The sequence below is a fragment of the Paludisphaera mucosa genome, from assembly GCF_029589435.1.
Taxonomy (GTDB): Bacteria; Planctomycetota; Planctomycetia; order Isosphaerales; family Isosphaeraceae; genus Paludisphaera; species Paludisphaera mucosa.
This window is the reverse complement of the sequence record NZ_JARRAG010000002.1, coordinates 3706606-3723537: the sequence shown is the minus strand read 5'-3', so window position 1 is coordinate 3723537 and position 16932 is coordinate 3706606. Positions and strand designations below refer to the sequence as shown.

Genomic DNA, 16932 nt, shown 5'->3' with positions numbered 1-16932 from the left:
ATTCGGTGAAGCCTTTTAAGACCCGCTCGCCGCGACCGCCAGCCCCGCCGAACGCACGCGTCGGCGCTCGACGACGGTCGAGACCGCGAGCGAGCCGGTCGCGCAGGCGGCCATCGTCAGGGCCATCGACCGCGGGGTGCCGTCGCCGAGCATGCCGACGGCCGCGCCCGCCGCGGCGCCCACCGCGAACTGGAGCGCGCCCAGCAGCGCCGAGGCCACGCCCGCGTGGTCCGGGAACGGGGCCATCACGGCGGCCGTGGCGTTGGGCAGGATCAGGCCGATCATCGCCAGCGCGACGAAGATCATCGCCAGGAAGGCGGGGAAGCCCCCGGCGCCGGTCCAGGCGAGAACCGGCAGCATCAGGCTGGCCGCCGCGTTCACCAGCGACGCGCCCCGGAGGATGGCGTGGGTGTCGAACCACCGCGTGAGCCGGCGGTTGACCTGCGCCGCGCCGATCAGGCCGATCGCGTTGCAGGCGAAGACGACGTTGAACTGCGTCGGCGAGAGCCGGAAGTGCTGGAGGAACATCGACGGGGCCGACGTGACGTAGGCGAAGATCATCCCCAGCGCCAGGCTCGACGGCACGGCGTAGCCGAGGAACCGGCGGTCGGAGAAGACCTCGGCGTAGCGGGGCAGGATCGAGGCCGCCGGCTCGCGGTCGCGACGGTCCTCGGCGAGCGTCTCGGGCATGTCGACCAGGACGCCCAGGCCGCAGACGCAGGCGAAGGCCGCCAGAGACCAGAAGATGGCCGGCCAGCCCCCCAGCGTCATCACCCAGGCGCCCAGCGTCGGCGAGATGATGGGCGCGACGCCGATCACCAGCATCAGCATCGAATACACCCGCGCCGAGTCGGCCTCCTCGAACGAGTCGCGGACCACGGCCCGCGCCACGACCATGCCGGTCGCCCCGGCCAGCCCCATCACGAACCGCGCCGCGATCAGGGCCTCGATCGAGCGGGTGAACGCGCAGACGACCGACGCCAGGGCGAACGCCGCGGCCCCGAACAGCAGGGGCTTGCGGCGGCCGATCCGGTCGGAGATCGGCCCGCAGATCAACTGGCCGATCGCCAGCCCGGCGAGGAACAGCGAGAGCGTCAGCTCGACGCGGCCGCCCTCGGCGTGGAGGTCGCGGGCGATCTCCGGGAAGGCCGGCAGGTACATGTCGATCCCGAGCGGGCCGAAGGCGTCCAGGAGGCCGAGCAAAATGAGGAAACGGAGGCCGGGGCCGACCCCCGCGCGTCCGGGTCGGTCCGACGTTTCGAAGTGGGCCATCAAGGAAGGTTCCAGGCGGGAGATTATGGTGCCGAGGGGGAGGATCGGCGGAGGTACGGTCACAGAGGTTTGCGAAATCCTAGCGCGCTAGGCAAGGGGAGGGCCGCGTTCAACGTCGTCCGGGCCGCCGTCTCGGCGGGTCCGGCCCGCGCGGTCGGGGCGAGCTGAGGAGCGAGCGGAGGGCCTCGTCCTCGGCCGGGGAAAGGTCCGCCCACGCACCGGGTTGGAGCCCTTCGAGCGTCACCGCGCCGATCGCCCAGCGGACCAGCCGGAGGGTGGGGAAGCCCACGGCGGCGGTCATCCGGCGCACCTGGCGGTTCCGGCCTTCGCGGATCGTCAGGCGGATCCAGGCGGTGGGGACGTTCTTGCGGAAGCGGATGGGGACGGGGCGATCGGGGAGGTCTGGGGGGACGTCCAGGGACTCGACCTCGGCCGGGCGGGTCGGCCCGTCGGCGAGCGTCACGCCGCGACGAAGGGCTTCCAGCGCGGCGGCGTCGGGGATGCGCTCGACCTGCACGAGGTAGGACTTGGGGTGCTCGAACCGGGGGTCGGTCAGGCGATGCGCGAGCGGCCCTTCGTCGGTCAGAAGGAGCAGGCCTTCGCTGTCGCGGTCGAGCCGGCCGGCGGCGTAGACGCCCGGGATCGGGACGAAATCCGCGAGCGTCGCCCGGCCCTGGCCGTCGGTGAACTGGCAGAGGGCGTCGTACGGCTTGAACAGCTTGATCGTGCGAGGCATCGGCGGGATCCCGGCGAGGTGGCGTCCTTGGCACTGCACTTGCAGCCCTTGGCAGCCCGTTGGACGCCAATGTATAGTCGGTCGCCGACGACCACCCACCCCGTTTCCCCCGAATTCGGACGCTGCCGCGTCCTCACCAGCCGAGGTCGCCGTTGTCTTCGTCGCCCGCAAGTTCCCACGACCGCTCTGTTTCGGCCGCGTTCCGCCTGTCCCTGGCCGCTTGCGCCGTGGGGGGGCTGATGCTCGCCGCCTCGGGCTGCGAGTACTTCACGTCCGAGCGCCTGGCCAGGCTCACGCCCGGGAAGGCGGCCGACCCGGCGGCGAAGCTGGGCATCGACCCGACGGCGCCGAACACGCCCGTCGTGACGGACCCGGCCACGGGCGAGCCCGTCCGGCTGACCGCGGCCGAGGTCGTCACGATGCTCGAGCGGATCATCCGGGGCAATCAGCACGAGCTGGACGACCTCGCCCCCAAGGTCGACGAGCACGAGGAGGCGGAGCAGGCGCGCGACGTCTTCCAGCACCTGGACGACCTGCTCAAGAGCCTCGACCGCGAGAAGAAGAAGGCCGTCGCCGCGCACGAGCCCGAGCGCGTGGCCGAGATCGAGCGCCAGGCGACGAACCTCAAGGAGCCCTGGAACCTGGCGCGCGAGCGGCTCAACCTGGACCTCCGCGCCCGGATGCTGATGCTGGAACGGATCAGCATCCTCAAGAGCGTCCTCGCCCACGACCGCGAACGGCTGGCCGCCGTCCTCGCCACCGGCGACCTGGCCCGGTTTCTGGACGAGTCGAAGCCCGCCGCCGCGCCGGTCGCGGCCCCGGCCGCGCCGGCCGAGGCGGCCGCGACTCCGGCGCCGCCGCCGTCAGGGCCCCCGAATCCCGCCCCGGCCGCCGTGCAGATCCCGATCATCCCGGGCCAGCCCCTGGTCCCCAAGGCGGTCGACCCCAAGGACGTCGAGAAGACGAAGGACGCCGCCAAGCCCGAGGCCGCCAAGACCGACGCCGAGAAGAAGGCCGAGGCCGAGAGCAAGGGGGAGGCCCCCGCGAAGGCCGCCGCGGCGCCGAACAAGGAGTTGATCTCCGCCAAGCAGGAGCTGGATGCCAAGAGCACGGCCGTCCAGAAGCTGCAGGAACGGACCATGACGCTCGACGCCCGGATGCAGAACCTGGCCCGCTCGATCGAGCTGGTCAAGGAACTCGTCGAGGTCTCGCAGCAGAGCGTCGACAACGCGACGAAGACTCGCGAGTACCTCGTGCGCGAGATGCAGGAGGGCAAGCCTTCGGCCGCCGTCCAGGCCTGGACCCATGACGGCGGCGACGCCCTGGGCGCGATGGACCGCCGGATCCGCACCGCCTCCGAGGACGTGAAGCAGCTCAAAAACCGGTTCGAGGAGATGGTCGAGGAGCGGGCCCTCGTGGTCGACGCGCTCCAGCGGACGAGCCTCCGCGCCCAGTCGGCCCAGGAGGGCCTGGAGAAGACCCAGGAGACGGTCGAGGCCCTGGAGAGCCCCTTCTCGACGCACAACATGAAGGCCTGGCTCTTCGAGCACGGGCCGCCGATCGTGGCGACCTTGATCGTGATGTCGCTGCTCTACCTGCTGGTCAGCCGATACGCCCAGAAGGTCGTGGAGCTGTTCGCGTCGCGCGGGCTGCGGGGCTCGAAGGCCGAGCGCGACAACCGGATGGACACGCTCGTCAGCGTGCTCCAGAACACCGGCAGCGTCGTCGTGTTGCTGGGCGGGATCTCGACGCTTCTCAGCCAGGTGGGCATCCCGGTCGCCCCCCTCCTCGGAGGAGCCGCCGTGGCCGGCGTCGCGGTGGCGTTCGGCGCCCAGAACCTGATCAAGGACTTCTTCTACGGCTTCATGATCCTGCTGGAGAACCAGTACAAACTCAAGGACGTGGTCAAGATCGGCGACCACAGCGGCCAGGTGGAGCAGATCACGCTGCGGATGACCGCCCTGCGCGACGGCGACGGCGCGCTCCACTTCCTCCCCAACGGCGCCACGACCTCGGTCGTCAACATGACCCACGGCTGGTCGAGCGCCTCGTTCGCGGTCCGGATCGCCTGGGAGGAGGACGTCGACCGCGTCATCGCGATCATCCAGGACCTGGGCAAGGAGCTGCGCCAGGATCCGAACCTCCGGCTCATGATCGTCGACGACCTGAACATGATGGGGGTCGACGCGCTGACCGACTCGGCGGCCGTGATCCTCTTCTCGATCAAGACGCTGCCGCTCCAGCAGTGGAACGTCAAGCGCGAGTTCCTCCGCCGCCTCAAGAAGCGGTTCCAGGAGAAAAAGGTCCTGCTCCCGCCCCCGTCACCGCCGGCCGCCGCGTCGAGCTGATCGAGCGGGTCAGCCGCCCGGCGGGGCCAGGGCGCGCTCGATCGACTCCAGGCCCTCGACGAGCCGGGGGCCGACGCGGGTCGTGAGGTTCTCGTCCAGGGCGTGGATGCGGCGCTCGCGGACGGCGGGGACGTCGCGCCAGCCGGGGCGTTTCAGCAGGCGGGCCTGGTTCTCGGTCTCGGGTCGGCCGCCGCCGCCCATGAGCCCGAAAGTTGCGAGGACGACCTCCGGGGCGCGGACGAGGACCTCCTCGTCGCTGGGCGTGGGGTAGCGCGCCGAGACGTCGCCGAAGACGTTGTCGCCGCCGGCCTCCTCGATCATCCGGCCCAGGAACGTCCCCGGGCCGACGGTCATCAGGGGGTCGTCGTACAGGAGGTAGAGCACCTTCGGCCGCCGGTCTTGCCGCGCCGCGACGCGGCGGCGCACGGCGTCGAGCCTCTCGACGAACTTCGACGCGAGCGCCTCGCCTTCGGCGCCTCGGTCGACGAGCCGGCCGACGAGGCGGATGTTCGCGGCCACGTCCTCGGGACGCTCGGCGTCGAGCGCGACCACTGCCAGGCCGAGGCGTTCGAGCGGCTCGACGAGCGGCTGCTGCACGCCCCCCGTCGCCAGCACGAGGTCGGGCTTGAGCGCCGTCAGGGTCTCCAGGTTCACGCTCCCCGGCGCCATCCCGCCGATCGACTTCCGCTCCTTCGCCTCGGGCGGATAGTCGTCCATCATCGTCACGCCCACGACCCGGTCGCCGGCCCCGACGGCGAACAGGATCTCCGTGTTCGACGGCACGAGCGAGACGACACGTCGGGCCGGCTCCCGCAGGACGACCTTGCGCCCGAGCGAGTCGACCACTTCCAGCGGCCAGCCTGCCCCTTGGCTCGTGATCCGAACGGCCGGGATCGGCGCGGGGGGCGCGGCGGGCGGGCCGGACTCTTTCGCCTGGCGGCAAGCCGTCAACATGGCGAGCAAGGCGAGCACGGTGGGGCGGATCACGACCTTCTCCCCCCGGGAGAAGGCGGCCCGCAGGGCCGGATGAGGGTCGTCGGATTTCGCGAACGGCGCCGGCATGGCTGAACCTTCGCGACTCGGCCGAAGAGCGAGGCGCGAGCGTGAGCCTGCGAGATCTCCCTCATTCGGCCCCGCGGGCCACCCTCCCTGGCGAGGGCGGAAGGACTTGAGGGTCACGGTTGAGTCGCTCATGGCTTCCTCGTTTCTTCGGCCCCGCGACGGGAACGGGGCGGGGGGAGGACCATCGGGGCGCCCGTGAGGGGGTGGCGGTCGACCAGGACCGGGCAGCGGTAGGCGCGGGCGAGGAGGTCGGCCGTCAGGACCTCCTCGGGCGAGCCCACGCAGAGCAGGGCGCCTTCGGCGAGCAGGGCGATGCGGTCGGCCCAGGTCGACGCCTGGTTCAGGTCGTGCAGGCTGAGCACGACCGCCAGGCCCTCGTCGCGCGCCAGGTGGTCGACGAGTTCGAGGATCTCGAACTGATAATGCCAGTCCAGGTGCGCGGTGGGCTCGTCGAGCAGGAGGACGCGAGGCTCCTGCGCCATCGCCTGGGCCAGCACCACGCGCTGCCACTCGCCGGCCGACAGGGCGTCGACGGTCCGGTCGCGGATCGGGGCCAGGCGGGTCCGCTCCAGCACTCGCTCGACGACCGCGCCGTCCTCGTCGGTCATCGGCAGCCACCACCCCCGATGCGCGGCGCGGCCCAGGCGGACGACCTCGTCGATCGTGAGACGCGAGCCTTGCGGTTCGTCCTGCAGCGCGATCGCGACCCGCCGGTGCGACCACGCGCGGCCGCGCTTCCAGGCGTCCTCGCCGTCGACCGTGATCGATCCGGCGCGCGGCGGCAGCAGTCGGGCGAGCGTCCGCAGCAGCGTCGTCTTGCCCGATCCGTTGGGCCCCAGCAGCGCCAGGATGCTGCCGGCCTCGACGTCCAATTCGACGCCGGTGAGGACGTCGGGCCGGCCTCGGCCGTAGCCGCAGGCAAGCCCTTGGACCCGGAGCCGGGGCAGGGGAGGTCGGCCGGCGGTCATCGCACGGACCTCCTCAGCACGACGAGGAAGAACGGCCCGCCCAGGATGGCCGTGAGCACGCCCACGGGGAGCTCGATCGGGTCGGCCACGGTGCGCGCCAGGTCGTCGGCCAGCACGAGGAGGATCGCGCCGACGAGGCCGGAGGCGGGGATCAGGTAGCGGTGTCGAGCCCCCACGAAGCCCCGCGCCAGGTGGGGTGCGATCAGGCCGACGAAGCCGATGACGCCCGCGACCGCCACCGCGGCGGCCGTCGCCAGGCTCGCCGCCGCGACGATCAGGCCGCTGATCGGCTTCAGCGGCAGCCCCAGCGCCCGCGCGGGCTGCTCGCCCAGCGAGAGCGCGTCCAGCGGCCGCGACAGGATGCAGAGCCCCAGGAAGCCGATCGCGATGTACGGCCCGCCGCCGATCAGGGCCGGCCAACCGCGACCCGCCAGGCTCCCCATCAGCCACGAGACGATCCGGGCCAGCTCCTCGTCGTGCAGCACCATCAGGAGCCAGACCATCGCCCCCAGGAAGCTGCTCACCGCCGAGCCCGCCAGCAGCAGCGAGACGATCGGCGCGGGGCCCCACCAGGCGGTCGACATGTAGACCAGCCCCGCCGCGGCCATGGCCCCCAGGAAGCCCCCCAGCGGCACGGCGCCGAAGCCCATGCCCCCGGCCTGTCCGGCCGTCACGATCACAATGGTCGCCCCCAGCGCCGACCCGGTCGACGCGCCGATGACGTAGGGATCGGCCAGCGGGTTGCGGAAGAGCCCCTGATACGCCGCCCCCGCCGCCCCTAGCGCCAGGCCGACGAGGCTGCCCAGGATCACCCGCGGCAGCCGCAGGTCCCAGACGATCGTCGTGGCGACGTCGCGCGACGGGCCCCGATCGGACAACGCGGCGACGATCTGCGCCGGCGAGAGCCGCACCGAGCCGACCGCCAGGCTGGCGAGGCCCACGGCGGTCAGGAGCGCCAGCAGGATCAGCACGCGGACGATGCGGTCGCTCACGGCGAGGGGCTCCCGGACGCGGCCTCGTCGGGGAAGTAGAAGGCGCAGGGCGCGAGGGCGTCGAGCGACTCGAGCCCGTTCGGCACGTCCCGCCCGCCCGCGAGCTGGATCGGCGCCAAGGGCTCCCGGTCGTCTATCGCGGCGATGGGCGCGAAGGCCTCGACGCGGCCGATGGGGCCGAGCACGACCCGCGCCGGCGACGCCTCGACGATCCGCCGGCCGAGGTTCGAGAAGAGGTCGGGCCACTCCAGCCCCAGGCAGTCGTCCAGCCTGCGGATCAGGCCGGGGTCGTCGGTGCGCAGGCAGAAGGCGGCCCCGCGGGCGGGGAGCCCCAGGTCGTAGAGCCGGGCGTCGCGGTCGCGGCCGTCGATCGCGTCGCGGTCGGGCCCGAACGCCGCCAGGCCCGGCCTCGCGCCGGGGCGGGATCGGCCCCGAGGGACCGCCAGCACGAGCGGCCCACGCCTCGGCTCGGCGCCGGGACGCGCCCGCGACAGGACGCGGATCGGCTCGGGCACGTCGAATCGGATCGCGGCGCGGGCCGTCCGCGCGACGACCCGCGACGGGCCGATCAGCTCGCGCGTGCAGTCCTCGCCTGGATCGACCCGGAACTCCGAGGCCCCGCCGAAGTTGCCGAAGGCCCAGGCGCCGCCGCCCGCCCGCAGGGTGCCGGCGATGAAGTCGACCAGGCCGTCGCGCGTCCACTTCAGGCGGTGGAGGCCGACGCCCAGGCGCTCGCGACGCGCCGGCAGTTCGGACCAGACCCGTTCGAGGAACGCGGGGGGGGCGTCGCGCCAGGCGGTGATCTCGTCCGCGGTGCGGGCGCAGCCCAGGCATTGGCTCGACGAGGCGTCGAGCCGGCAGAATCCGAGGCAGGGGCTCGTCGTCACGGACGCGACCCCCCGGCTGCGCCGTGCGGGCGGCGGGGACGGTTCGGGGCAGGGGACATCGAGGCAGACCTTTCCGCCGGGCCGGGCAGTGGGCTTTGATGACGGCCTCTTCGGCCGGTTCGTCGATCGGCGTCCCGACGGGCAGGTCTTCTGGCTCTCGGCTCGTCACGGTCCCGGACGGCCTTCCCGCCGCAAGCTGCGGCAGTGGCGCGACGTCCGGGGCCTGGCCGATCACAGCGGCGGCCCCGCGCCGGAGTTTCACCGGCTTCCCTATTCTCCCCCGTCCCCGGCGATCGGAGACGGGAGCACCCGTCAGGCGGACGATTTCATTAGACTCCCGGCCGACGGATTTGCAAAGAGGAAGGCGGCGATGCGGCCGCCGCGACTCCCCGGGCCCTTCGTCAATTCGCGGTTCGGGTGATCAGCGAGACGATCGCTTCGGGGGCTTTCGGGCCGAGGGGGAAGTGGCCCTCGCCTTCCTTTACGACGACGGTGATGGTCCCGCCGAGTTCCTTGTATCGCCTCTCGACGACCCGGGTCTCGCCCTCCAGCCAGGGATCGAGGGCTCCGCAGACGTGGATCAGGGGGACGCCGGCCCTGGCCAGGACGTCGAGGCGATCGATCGGCGGCGTCTTCGCCATCAGGCTGCGCAGTGCGGGGTTTTCGGCGTAGAGGCAAGCGACCTTGTCGGGGTTCTCGACGGCCCACGCGTAGGCCTCGCCGGCCGACGTCCCTGCGCCTTCCAGCACGGCCTTGCGGGCGAAGCCGTGGTCGATCATCCGCTTGTAGACGGCGTCCCACTCCTCGCGCAGCGGCCCGGCCTGGGCGAGGAGCGGAGGGGCCGCGATGTGATAGCCCTTCGCGAGCAACGCCAGATCCACCGCCCCGACTTCGCCGTTGAAGCGATCGGCCCGGAAGACCCAGGGCCTGCCCGCCGCGGGCGTCTTGGGGGCGATGATCGTCAGGCCGGTCAGGCCCCAAGGACCCGGAGCCGGTGCGTCGTACCTCTCGTAGCAATCGACGAATCCGGGGCCGCGGCAGGTGGCGTAGGTGTCCTCCTCCTTGAGGTGCTGGTAGACGCTCTCCCTACCGTAGAAGTAAGTCTTCGCCCAGCTCGCGTCGAGGAAGTCGGGCCTGGCGACGACGTCAGGCCGGACGTGCTCGACGAGCCAGTCGGCGATCGGCTTCGGGTTGCGCAGGCTGTGGGGATGGTGCGCCGCGCCCTCCTTGATCATGACGGTGACCCGCCCGCCCAGCTCGCGGTAGCGGTTCTCGATCGGCAGGGTGTGGCGTTCCAGCAGGAAATCGAGGCTTCCGCAGATGTTGAGCAAGGGCACGTCGCGCCTCGCCAGCTCGTCGAGCTTCGCGAACGCCGACGGCCGGATCGCCGGGTTGTCGGCGTAGATGCACGAGACCTTGTCGGGATTGGCGGTGGCCCAGTCGTACTCGTTGACCCCGCCCCGACTCATGCCGATGAACGCGGGCTTCTTCGACAGCCCGTGCTTTTCCGTCAGCCAGGCGTACCAGGCGTCCCAGCACTTGTCCGGCTCGGGCGTGACGAAGGCGACGTGGAACCCGCGGCGGAGCAGTTCGACCTCGGTCTGCGGCTCGTGATCCCAGTAGCAAGCTTGCCACGACCAGGGATTCCCCGGCGCGGGCGTCTTCGGAACGACCACGATGCACCGCCGCCGGCCCTTCGCCGGCCCCTTCACGCCGTATCGCTCGTCGGCGTCGCGTTGGAAGGGCGTGACGGCGAAGGTCTGCTCGTCCATCACGTAGTCATACCGGTCGAAGCCGTCGTGCCACGTCGACTTCTCGCCCTCGAACGGCGCGCCGTCGGCGGCCATCGCGGCGTGAGACCCAAACGTCGCGATCAGGACCGCGGCCAGGCCGAGTTGCAGACGCCGTCGGGAGGATTGGTGCATGATGGGCCTCTCGCTCGGGGATTGGACGTATCGGGCCGGACATCAAGGGTATGCGACCATCACCATCGGGTCACAAGGTCGCCGCGGCGGTCGGGACTCGTCGTCCGATCGCGAGCGACGGGCCCGTTGTTGGATCGCGCGGCGGGGGATACACTGGGGGGCCGCATGATCCCCTGGTGATGATTTCGAGGTTGGTGCGATGGCGACCCCCCCATTCGTGAAGTCTCAGCGGCTCCAGAAGCTCCCGCCGTACCTGTTCGCCGAGATCGACAAGAAGAAGAAAGCCGCCATCGCCGCGGGCCGCGACGTCATCAACCTGGGCGTCGGCGACCCCGACCGGCCCACGCCGCGGCCGGTCGTCGAGAGCCTCCAGAAGAACGTCGAGAACCCGGCGTTCCACCAGTACGCCCTCGACCAGGGCTCTCCCGAGCTTCGCAAGTCGATCGCCGCGTTCTGCCAGACGCGCTACGGGCTGGATCTGGACCCCGAGACCGAGATCCTGCCGCTGATCGGCTCGAAGGAGGGGCTGGCCCACTTCCCGCTGGCGGTGCTGAACCCGGCGGAGATCAGCCTGGTCCCCGACCCGTGCTACCCGGTCTACCGCTCGGCCAGCCAGTTCGCCGGGGCCGACGTCTACACGATGCCGCTGGAGCGGTCGCTGGGCTTCCGCCCCGACCTCGACGCGATCCCGGCCGACGTCTACGCCCTCGCCCGGCTGATGTTCCTGAACTTCCCCAACAACCCGACCGGCGGCACGGCCGACCTGCCGTACTTCCGCAAGGTCGTCGAGCTGGCGAAGGCGCACAACTTCACCATCGCCCAGGACGCCGCCTACAACGAGATGTACTTCGACCAGCCCGCGCCCAGCATCCTCCAGGTCCCGGGCGCGAAGGACGTGGCGATCGAGTTCCACAGCCTCTCGAAGACGTTCAACATGACCGGCTGGCGCGTGGGCTTCGCGATCGGCGGCGAGCCGATCATCGCGGCCTTGAAGCAGGTGAAGGCCAACTGCGACTCGGGCATCTTCACGGCGATCCAGTTCGCCGCCAAGACGGCCCTCGACCGCTACGACGAGCTGACGCCGCCGATCCGGGCCCTGTACAAGGAGCGTCGCGACGCCTTCGTCGGGGCCATGCGGAAGCTGGGCTGGGACGTCCCCTCGCCGGAGGCCACGTTCTACGTCTGGATCCCCTGCCCGAAGGGCTACACGTCGAGCGACCTCTGCGCCCGGCTGCTGGATGAGGCCGACGTGGTGACCACGCCCGGCCTCGGCTTCGGCCGCACCGCCGACGGCTACATCCGGGTCGCCCTGACGGTCGAGACTCCGCGGCTGCTGGAGGCCGTCGACCGCATCGGCAAGCTCTCCCTGTAAACCGCGGCGGCTCGCGAATCGAGGACGGAATGAGCGAGGGCTCGCTGGCGATCATCGGGATGGGGAGCAACCAGGGGGATCGCGAGGCGATCCTCGACGAGGCGGTCGAGATCCTCAGGGCCACCCCCCACGTCCACGTCTGGACGGTCAGCCGCTACTACGAGACGACGCCCGTCGGCGGCCCCCCCGGCCAGGCCCCGTTCCTCAACGCGGCCCTGCTGACCGAGCCGGTCCTCGACCCGCTGAGCCTGCTGGAGCGGCTCCACGAGGTCGAGGCCCGCCTGGGCCGCGTCCGCGACGAGCGCTGGGGGGCGCGGACGCTCGACCTCGACCTGCTGCTCTACGGCCAGGAAGTGCGCCGCACGCCCCAGATCACCGTGCCCCACCCCCGGCTGCCCTTCCGGCGGTTCGCGCTGGTGCCCGCGGTCGAGATCGCCCCCTGGTCGCTCGACCCGCTCACGAACATGACCGTCAACGAGCTGCTCGCGAGCCTCGACCGCCGGCCAAGCCTGATCGCCGTGGCCGCAGCGAACCCGGACGACGCCGGGGCGGTCGAGTTGGCCTCGGAAGTGCATTCCAGGATCGTCCAGGCGCTCGGGGCCGAGTCGCTGCGGCGGGACGCCCTGAAAGGCGATCCGCCGTCGGGGTTCCCGGCGCACCCGCGCGACCGGCTCTTCGCCGAGGTCCGGGCGGCGGCCCACCGGATGCCCGAGTCGAAGTGGCGGCAGAGCGGCCTGGGCGATCGCTGGCTCGCCGCCGACTTCGCGCTCGACCTGGAGCTGCGCCGCGCCGCCAGCATGGAGGCGAGCGAGCCGGCCGTCGACGAGGGCCGCTGGAAAGGCGTCTGGAACCTGTTCACCTACGAGCGCGCCGCCGCGGCCGCCGTCGACCGGGCCCTGACCCCGACTTTCGTCGTGCTGATCGGCCGCGAGGCCGCGGCGATCCGAGACGGGGGCTTCCCGAGGCCCGTCCTGGTCCCCGAGTCGAGCGACCCGGCCGCGATCGTCGCCGAGGCCGTCGTCGCCTGCCACGCGACCCGGGCCTGAGCGGACGTCGCGCGCGACGCGGCCCGAACGAACCGAAAGCCAACTCAAACGGGGCTCCGTCGAGACCATGGCCAAGAAAGACGCGGGGAAATCGGCCTCCAAGGGCAAGGACGATTCGGACGGCATCAAGATCGTCGCCCGCAACCGCCGCGCGCGGTTCGATTACGACCTGATCGAGAAGGTCGAGGCCGGCATCGTCCTGACCGGCACCGAGGTCAAGAGCCTGCGCAACGGCAAGGCGAGCCTCGACGAGGCCTACGCCGAGGTGAACCGGGACGAGATCTGGCTCAACGGCTGCGACATCCCCGAGTACCTGCAAGCCAACCGCATGAACCACGTCCCCAAGCGGCCCCGCAAGCTGCTCTTGCATCGCAAGGAGATCGAGAAGCTCGCCGGCCGCACCCACGAGCGCGGCATCACCCTCGTGCCGCTCATGATCTATTTCAAGAAGGGCATGGCCAAGGTCGAGATCTCGGTCGCCAAGGGCCGCAAGACCTACGACAAGCGCGAGGCCCTCAAGAAGCAGGAAGCCAAGCGCGACATCGACCGCGCCACCCGACGCCGCGACTGAGCCGGACCGGATCCGCCCCGCCCCGCTTCGCCCGCAGGGTCGCGCAGCGCCGCGCAAACTGCCGTTGGCCGATCGCCCGGGTTTCGATAAAGTCCGGCATGACCAGTGCCGACAGGAGGTCGGCCAGGGGCCCCATCGCTGCATCCACATCTTCGACTCGCGCGGCTCTCCGGATGGATCGGTTCGTTGGGAGATTCGCCATGAGGAACGCCCGCACGCCGCTCCGGGAGGGGCGCAGGAGACTGGCGGCCCTGCTGATCGGCGGCTTCTGCTGCTGCTTTGGGGGCTGCCACCAGCACCATTACTATTACAACGGCGCCTCGGCGATGAGCCCGTGCCCGCCCGGGACCGGGGCCGTCGTGCCCAGCAACGTCACCGTCGGGCCGGTCTGCGAGGTCCCCGACTCGATCGACGGCGCCACCGTCGTCGGCTCGCGCTCCACCGTCATCGACGACGGCCGAAGCAAGCCTCGAGTCGTCGTCAGCGAGCCCCAGCGCTCCGGCTCCAGTTCTCGCTACGGCTGGCGCAGCACCAATCCCGAAGACGTCCCCACCTTCACCCAGATCGAGGGTGCGGTGAACACGACTGTCAAATGATTTGCCTCCCCTGATAGAATACCCGGACCGACCTCCTGATCGACCACTCGAAGTCATCCGGGTTAGACCGACATGGGCCAAGTTCGATCTTGGAAAGACACTCGCGCGCTCGTCACGGGCGCGTCCTCGGGGCTGGGGCGGGCCGTCGCCGAGGATCTCGTCCGCCGCGGCGCCAGCGTCGTCCTGACCGGCCGCTCCCTCGCCAGGCTCGACGAGACGGCCCGAGGGCTGATCGCGGCCGGGGCCGATCCCGATCGCGTGGCCGTCGTCGCCGCCGACCTGACGGTCGAGGCCGACCGCAACCGCCTCTTCGACGCCGTCCGCAAGCGGTTCGGCGCGCTGGACCTGGTCGTCAACAACGCCGGCGTCGGCGCCACGGGGCAGTTCGACACCCACGAGGCCTGGGTGCTGCGCCGGGTCTTCGAGATCAACTTCTTCGCGATGGCCGAGGTCTGCCGCGCGGCCCTGCCGCTCCTGGGCGAGGGCGTCGACCCGGTGATGCTGGTGATGGGCTCGATCAACGCCCGCCGGGGGCTCCCCGGGCGGGTCGAGTACAGCGCCAGCAAGTTCGCGGTCTCGGGATTCGTCGAGTCGATCCGGATCGAGTGGCGGCGGTACGGGATCCACGTCCTGCAGGTGAACCCCGGCTTCACCGCGACCCCGTTCGACGAGAACGCCGTGGCGAAGACCGCGCGGGTGTCCGTCGCCGACTGGCGGACCGCGTCCCCCGAGTTCGTCGCGGCCGCCGCGCTGCGGGCGGTCGAGAAGAAGAAGCGCGAGATCACCCTCTCGGGCAAGGGCCGGATGCTGGTTTTGGCCAACCGGATCGCGCCCTGGTTCGTCGACTGGGGGCTCTCGCGCTGGATCCTCCGCAAGTTCCCCGACTCGCCCGTCCTTCGCAAGCCCAAGCCGAAGAAGCAGGTCGGCCAGGTCTCCTGAATCGTCATTCGACCCGGGGCTCCGTCGTCCTGTCCTCTCTGAGACAGATGTCGACAGCCCGACGCGGCAAACGCCATCGTCCTCCTCGGGCTGGCCCTCGTCGACTCCCCCCACTCATCCAGGGATGACGGAGACCGGCAGCATGCCGTACGACGGAGACCCGGACCATGCCATCGTCGAGCGGCCGTGGGAGTACGAGATCGTCTCCCTTTGCTATCACAACGATCCGGGGGAATGGTCCGCCTCCTACATCGATATGAAGTTGGGCCGGGGCGACGTCGTCCGCCGGTTGCGCTTCCTCGGGCCGCAGGACTTCGCGGTCGAGAAAGGCTGTTTCCCGCAACCGACCGGAGGCATGCGCATCCTGGACGTCAGCCGTCGACAACTCGAAGGGATTAACCTCCGAGTGGCCGACTTCGAGGCGACTCGCGGCACCGTCACCTGCTGGGCTCGCGAGGTGATCGATCTCGACGCCGACTCGGACTCACCCTGACGTCCGACGCGCGACGAACAAAGCGGCCAGGCTGGACGCACCCCCCCCTGGCCAAGGAAATCCCGGAAAGTACAGGTCGTCGGGAGTTGATCTCCAAATGGGTACCGAGGCTTATTACTCCCGGTCGGCTGAAGCCTCGGACCGCACGGTCGCCGACCTCGTCGGGCTCCTGACCGCGGCGGGGTATCCCTGCTGCGAGGAGGCCGATGAGTGGGGCCGTCGCGTGGCCTTCGAGGGATTCGAGTCCTACCTCGACCTAACGGTCGAGGACGAGGCCGTGGTGTTCGCAACGTTCGACATGGCGATCCTGCACGACCCGCCTGATCTGTTCGAGGCCGTCGAGCGGGTGTTCGTCGAGGATGGCTGGGACCTGGGGGCCGACGACGAATCTTGACCCTGCGCCGCGGGGCTTCGCTTCCGACGCGTCAGGACGCCTGGTTCGCCGCGGCCGTCGCGGCGCCGTTGCGCGCGAACGCCCCGGCGCGGAGGCGGCGGGCGTTCATCGTGGGCCGGAACATGACCAGGAGCGCCAGCGGCAGGTAGAGCAGGACGAGCGTCCCCCCCTTGTCGAGGTACCAGAACTGGCTTGCCGCCAGCAAGGCCGCCGAGAGCGTGATGAGCTGCGAGAGGTCCTTGCGCGCCGGCCAGAAGCTGAAGATCATGACCATCGCCAGGTAGCCGATCAGGACCGGCAGCCGGAAGCTGGAGTTCATGCCTCCCCAGAAGCTGCTGCCGTTGGGCCGGGGCTCGAACTGCGGCAGCAGGCCGACCTCGGCGATGCTCCGCGCCCCCAGCGCCCGGGCCCATTCCGACACGCCCAGCCCGGCCGAGCCCAGCAGGGCGCAGACGATCGCGACCGAGGTCGCCACCGCGAGGTAGACCACCCGCGACCGTCCCCGGTAGAACCCCGTCCAGAGCGCGATCAGGCCCAGGCAGGCCGGGATCCAGCCCGCCGCCAGGCCGATCAGCAAGCCGGCGATCGCCGGCCGCGCGTACCAGAAGACCGCATAGATGATCAACGCCGCGGGGATCAGCTGGCCGCTGTCCACCAGGGCCATCCGCGTGTAGGGCAGCAGCAAATAGCACGAGGCCATCGACAGCCCCGTGATCGACCGCTCGAAATGCTTCCAGCCGATCAGCCAGAGCCCCGAGACCAGCCCCAGGTGGGCCAGGACCGCCAGCACCCGCGCCACGATCACCTGCGGCCGCTCCTGCCTGAGCGACGAGGGGAGGGGGGCGATGTCGAGGACCTGCTGGACCGTCCCTTTCTCCTCCGGCTCGTCGGCCGACGCGGGGGGCCGGGCGTTGACATCCTCGCGGCCGGACGGTTCGGCCGGGTTCCGCGCGGCGCCCTCGCCGACGGGGAGGCTCACGGTCTCGACGAGCAGCAGGCCGAGGACTCCGATCGAGAGCGTCAGCAGGCCCGACGCGTTCAGGTTCGGTTCGAGCAGCGGCCGTCGCGAGAAGCCCAGGTCGACCAGGAACCGGGCCAGCCAGGCGGCCGTGCCCAGGAAGAGCACGATGTAGGCGATCCAGGGGGCCTGGTCGTGCCGCCCCACGAACATCATCATCCCCGGCACGAGCGCGAAGAGGAGCAGCAGGTCGAGGTTGCGGACGCTCCAGATCCGGCTGAACTTGAAGAAGAGCGTGGCGCACCCCAGCAGCGCCAGGAAGAGCCAGACGATCGGCGCCAATCCCAGGTCGGTGACGAGCGGACCATTCACG

The 16932-nt window shown here is 70.9% G+C and carries 16 protein-coding genes and 1 riboswitch; of the genes, 8 read left to right on the top strand and 8 right to left on the bottom strand.

Annotated features, from left to right (window positions below; all coding sequences use genetic code 11):
- Positions 1 to 15 precede the first annotated feature (15 nt).
- Both PZE19_RS24075 and PZE19_RS24070 read right to left on the bottom strand, forming a co-directional pair.
- A complete protein-coding gene (locus PZE19_RS24075; protein ID WP_277863152.1) occupies positions 16 to 1272 on the bottom strand; it encodes a Bcr/CflA family multidrug efflux MFS transporter in 1257 nt (418 codons plus the stop codon).
- A 109-nt stretch (positions 1273 to 1381) separates the two neighbouring features.
- Positions 1382 to 2008: a pseudouridine synthase gene (locus PZE19_RS24070; protein ID WP_277863151.1), complete on the bottom strand. Its 627-nt coding sequence runs from the start codon at positions 2006 to 2008 to the stop codon at positions 1382 to 1384.
- Between the two features lie 239 nt (positions 2009 to 2247).
- Here PZE19_RS24070 and PZE19_RS24065 point away from each other — a divergent pair, with 239 nt between their 5' ends.
- Positions 2248 to 4356, top strand: coding sequence for a mechanosensitive ion channel family protein (locus PZE19_RS24065; RefSeq protein ID WP_277863150.1), 2109 nt, complete (start codon positions 2248 to 2250; stop codon positions 4354 to 4356).
- A 9-nt stretch (positions 4357 to 4365) separates the two neighbouring features.
- Here the strand turns inward: PZE19_RS24065 and PZE19_RS24060 are convergent, their stop codons facing one another.
- The 5 genes from PZE19_RS24060 to PZE19_RS24040 form a co-directional block, all read right to left on the bottom strand.
- Complete coding sequence (locus PZE19_RS24060) at positions 4366 to 5418, bottom strand: ABC transporter substrate-binding protein (RefSeq protein ID WP_277863149.1); 1053 nt, start codon at positions 5416 to 5418, stop codon at positions 4366 to 4368.
- 128 nt (positions 5419 to 5546) lie between these two features.
- A complete protein-coding gene (locus PZE19_RS24055; RefSeq protein WP_277863148.1) occupies positions 5547 to 6386 on the bottom strand; it encodes an ABC transporter ATP-binding protein in 840 nt (279 codons plus the stop codon).
- Entirely contained in the window at positions 6383 to 7378 is a 996-nt protein-coding gene (locus PZE19_RS24050; RefSeq protein ID WP_277863147.1) for a FecCD family ABC transporter permease, read from the bottom strand. The genes PZE19_RS24055 and PZE19_RS24050 overlap by 4 nt, the downstream gene beginning before the upstream one ends.
- Positions 7375 to 8265 carry a DUF1289 domain-containing protein gene (locus PZE19_RS24045; RefSeq protein ID WP_277863146.1) on the bottom strand — a complete coding sequence of 297 codons (891 nt, stop codon included), beginning with the start codon at positions 8263 to 8265 and terminating at the stop codon, positions 7375 to 7377. Before PZE19_RS24045 ends, PZE19_RS24050 begins: the two co-directional genes overlap by 4 nt.
- A 123-nt stretch (positions 8266 to 8388) precedes the next feature.
- A riboswitch (cobalamin riboswitch) is annotated at positions 8389 to 8593 on the bottom strand.
- Positions 8594 to 8666: 73 nt separating this feature from the next.
- A complete protein-coding gene (locus tag PZE19_RS24040; protein WP_277863145.1) occupies positions 8667 to 10190 on the bottom strand; it encodes an alpha/beta fold hydrolase in 1524 nt (507 codons plus the stop codon).
- Between the two features lie 199 nt (positions 10191 to 10389).
- Between PZE19_RS24040 and PZE19_RS24035 the strand changes: the two genes are divergently transcribed.
- The 7 genes from PZE19_RS24035 to PZE19_RS24005 all read left to right on the top strand — a co-directional run bounded on the left by PZE19_RS24035 (position 10390) and on the right by PZE19_RS24005 (position 15601).
- Positions 10390 to 11562, top strand: coding sequence for an LL-diaminopimelate aminotransferase (locus tag PZE19_RS24035; RefSeq protein WP_277863144.1), 1173 nt, complete (start codon positions 10390 to 10392; stop codon positions 11560 to 11562).
- A gap of 29 nt (positions 11563 to 11591) precedes the next feature.
- Positions 11592 to 12608: a 2-amino-4-hydroxy-6-hydroxymethyldihydropteridine diphosphokinase gene (folK, locus tag PZE19_RS24030; RefSeq protein ID WP_277863143.1), complete on the top strand. Its 1017-nt coding sequence runs from the start codon at positions 11592 to 11594 to the stop codon at positions 12606 to 12608.
- 67 nt (positions 12609 to 12675) lie between these two features.
- The gene (gene smpB / locus PZE19_RS24025; RefSeq protein ID WP_277863142.1) at positions 12676 to 13179 is read left to right on the top strand and encodes an SsrA-binding protein SmpB; all 504 of its coding nucleotides are present in this window, start codon (positions 12676 to 12678) and stop codon (positions 13177 to 13179) included.
- A gap of 200 nt (positions 13180 to 13379) precedes the next feature.
- Complete coding sequence (locus tag PZE19_RS24020; protein WP_277863141.1) at positions 13380 to 13775, top strand: hypothetical protein; 396 nt, start codon at positions 13380 to 13382, stop codon at positions 13773 to 13775.
- 72 nt (positions 13776 to 13847) lie between these two features.
- Positions 13848 to 14714, top strand: a complete 867-nt coding sequence (locus PZE19_RS24015; protein WP_277863140.1) for an SDR family NAD(P)-dependent oxidoreductase — start codon at positions 13848 to 13850, stop codon at positions 14712 to 14714.
- Positions 14715 to 14856: 142 nt separating this feature from the next.
- The gene (locus PZE19_RS24010) at positions 14857 to 15207 is read left to right on the top strand and encodes a hypothetical protein (RefSeq protein ID WP_277863139.1); all 351 of its coding nucleotides are present in this window, start codon (positions 14857 to 14859) and stop codon (positions 15205 to 15207) included.
- A 97-nt stretch (positions 15208 to 15304) separates the two neighbouring features.
- Positions 15305 to 15601 (top strand): hypothetical protein, encoded by a 297-nt coding sequence (locus PZE19_RS24005; RefSeq protein ID WP_277863138.1) that lies wholly within the window; start codon positions 15305 to 15307, stop codon positions 15599 to 15601.
- 31 nt (positions 15602 to 15632) lie between these two features.
- On the opposite strand, the gene PZE19_RS24000 is transcribed toward PZE19_RS24005, so the two are convergent.
- Entirely contained in the window at positions 15633 to 16931 is a 1299-nt protein-coding gene (locus PZE19_RS24000; RefSeq protein ID WP_277863137.1) for a hypothetical protein, read from the bottom strand.
- Position 16932: the final 1 nt, after the last annotated feature.